The sequence below is a fragment of the Cellulomonas sp. P4_B5_2 genome (genome assembly GCF_056402235.1).
Map to the genome: position 1 here is coordinate 1 of NZ_JBFUHU010000448.1, position 2,310 is coordinate 2,310.

Below are 2,310 nucleotides of genomic sequence, written 5' to 3' on the forward strand. Positions count from 1 at the left end.
ATGAAGGGGAGGGTGGAGGTGGCGACTGCCTGGGCCCGGGTGTTCTCCTCGAGGATCGATGCCCAGCTGATCAGTCGCGGGCTGAGGTGCTCGCGTGTCATGGGGCGGGAGCCTGGCACGATCCGGGTGCCCGCGTCGCCGTCATTCTCCGGACGCGCACGCCGCTGACCTGCCACGATCGGTGCGTGACCGACACGGTGGCGCTGCCCACGGACCTCGCGGCGCCCGTCGACGGGCCGCCGCTGGCCGCCTGGTCGCGACGCGTCGTGGCTGCCCTGCTCGACGGGGCGATCCTGTCCGGCGCGACCTGGCTCGTGCTCGGGTCGCGTGGTGTCGTGCCGTGGCTGCAACCCGGTTTCGGGGACTTCGCTCCCGACGTCGCCGAGCCGGTCGGGTGGCACACCAGCGGCGTGCTCGTCGCCCTGGTGCTCGGGATGCTCGCGCTGCAGGGCTGGACCGGCGCGACGCCCGGCAAGCGCGTGGCTGGTGTGGCGGTGGTCCGGCGGTCCGACGGGCGGCCGGCAGGCATCTTCGCCTCCGGGCTCCGGGTCGTGGCGCACCTGCTCGACTCGATCCTCCTCATCGGGTACCTGCGCCCGCTCTGGAACGCGCGGAGGCAGACGTTCGCCGACTCGATCGCCGGGACGCTGGTCGTGCAGACGCGGGAACCCCCGGCGCACCCGTGGTTCGCGCGGTACCGGCGGGAGCCGTCGGCCGTCGGATCGACGGCGGTCTCCGTCGCGGCGGTCTCGGTGTGCGTGCTCGGCGTGGGGTTCTCGATGTCGTCGTCGAGCTCGTGGGGCGGAGAGTGGGAGTCCCCGGTGCCGTGCGTCGACGACGGGACGGTCGCCGCCCCGACAGCTACCGCGACGGCATCCCGGGCCGGCGGCACCATGCTCGAGCGGCGGTTGTGGATCGTCCGGGAGACCGACGACCACGTCGAGAAGGGTCTGCGGATCACGTGGACCTGGACCTCCCCGGCGGCGACGCTCGATGGCGCCCTGATCGAGACGGACCTCCGCCGGGCGGACGGGTCGGTGATCGAGGTGACTCAGGACGCGACGACGAGCATGGGCTCGCCCGACATGGTTCTGGACCCGCTCCTGCTCTCGACCAGCGACCTGGGCGAGGCCGGGCCGGGCTGGACCGCGCAGAACCGGCTCGTCGTGAACGGTGAGGTCATCGGTGCCTGCTCGATCGACGCCGCCGACTGGGAGGCAGCCGACCAGCCCGACTACGGACCACCCTGGACCGACTGACCAGCTCCACCGCGGCTCCCGGCTACCGTGGCGCCCATGGACCCTGCTGACGGTGCCGTGGGCGCGGCCCAGATCACGAGCTGACGTGCCGTCCTACCGCGTGACCGCCGCCATCGGTCTGCTGCAGCCGGGGGTGTCCGCGCCGGACGTCCTTCCGCAGGCCGTCGCGACCGCCGAGGCGATGACCACCGTCGAGGCCCACGACGTCGCGATCGTGCGGGGTCAGGCCCGCGTGACCGTGCGGTTCCAGGCCGACGACGACCAGACCGCCCGCCGGGTCGGCTGGGCCGTGCTCGCCCGGCTCGACGAGCTCGCGGACATCAGCGGCCGCAGCGTGACCCGGCGGTTCGGGTCGCGGTGGTACCCGGTGCGCGCCCAGTCCTAGCCGGCGCCCAGCTCCTCGGCCGCCTTCGCGATCCGGCGCTCGCGGGTCTCCGCCGTCTTGGCGGCCTCGATCGGGTCGACGATCGCGCGCTGCCTGCTGACCGAGAGCGTGTCGAACGCGGCGCGGGCGGGTCCGCTCAGGGCCGCAGCCAGGTCGTCGGGAACCTCGACCGTGCGCGGGGCGTCGTCGTACTCGATGTCGACGTCGATCTCCTGGCCGGCCTCCACACCGGCGCCCGWGCGGTTCTCGGAGCTGAGCGGGAGCATCGTCTTCCCGCGGTAGGGCGTCACGGTGCTCCGGTACGAGAAGCCGTTGATCGTCACGACGACGGGGAACCGCGCTCCTCGGTCCATCGCCGCGACCACGTCGTCGGGCACGGGCAGGCCGGTCGCGGACTTCCCGCTGAGCTCCACCGTGGTGCGAAATCGCATGGGTTCCTCCTCGGACTGCGCCCGCGCCCGGCTCAGGGGAGCGCACGTCGCAGACTAGAGCAGGGGGGTGCCCTGGCCCAGGACGAGCGGCTCGCCGACGGCTCGTGCGGGTCGTGCCCGTCCGTCGCCCTCGGGTGTGGCGGCCGTGTAGCGGTGCGCGACGACGAGGCTGGGGGCCCCGGCGTCGGAGGCCTCGACGAGGACCGCGGGCCCGCCTGCCCCCTCTGTCGGGAGC

General features: G+C 73.7%; 4 protein-coding genes. 2 read left to right on the forward strand and 2 right to left on the reverse strand.

Annotated elements, in window-relative coordinates; genetic code table 11:
- The first annotated feature begins 185 nt into the window (after positions 1 to 185).
- Together AC1DUQ_RS20920 and AC1DUQ_RS20925 are read left to right on the forward strand one after the other, a co-directional pair.
- Complete coding sequence (locus tag AC1DUQ_RS20920) at positions 186 to 1,259, forward strand: RDD family protein (RefSeq protein ID WP_477059888.1); 1,074 nt, start codon at positions 186 to 188, stop codon at positions 1,257 to 1,259.
- 85 nt (positions 1,260 to 1,344) lie between these two features.
- Positions 1,345 to 1,644, forward strand: coding sequence for a hypothetical protein (locus tag AC1DUQ_RS20925; protein WP_477059889.1), 300 nt, complete (start codon positions 1,345 to 1,347; stop codon positions 1,642 to 1,644).
- Here AC1DUQ_RS20925 and AC1DUQ_RS20930 read toward each other — a convergent pair.
- Both AC1DUQ_RS20930 and AC1DUQ_RS20935 read right to left on the reverse strand, forming a co-directional pair.
- Positions 1,641 to 2,075, reverse strand: a complete 435-nt coding sequence (locus AC1DUQ_RS20930; RefSeq protein ID WP_477074538.1) for a YdeI/OmpD-associated family protein — start codon at positions 2,073 to 2,075, stop codon at positions 1,641 to 1,643. The two genes, AC1DUQ_RS20925 and AC1DUQ_RS20930, sit on opposite strands and share 4 nt — an antisense overlap.
- A 54-nt stretch (positions 2,076 to 2,129) precedes the next feature.
- On the reverse strand, positions 2,130 to 2,310 hold a 181-nt coding region (locus tag AC1DUQ_RS20935; protein WP_477074539.1), incomplete at its 5' end, for a hypothetical protein.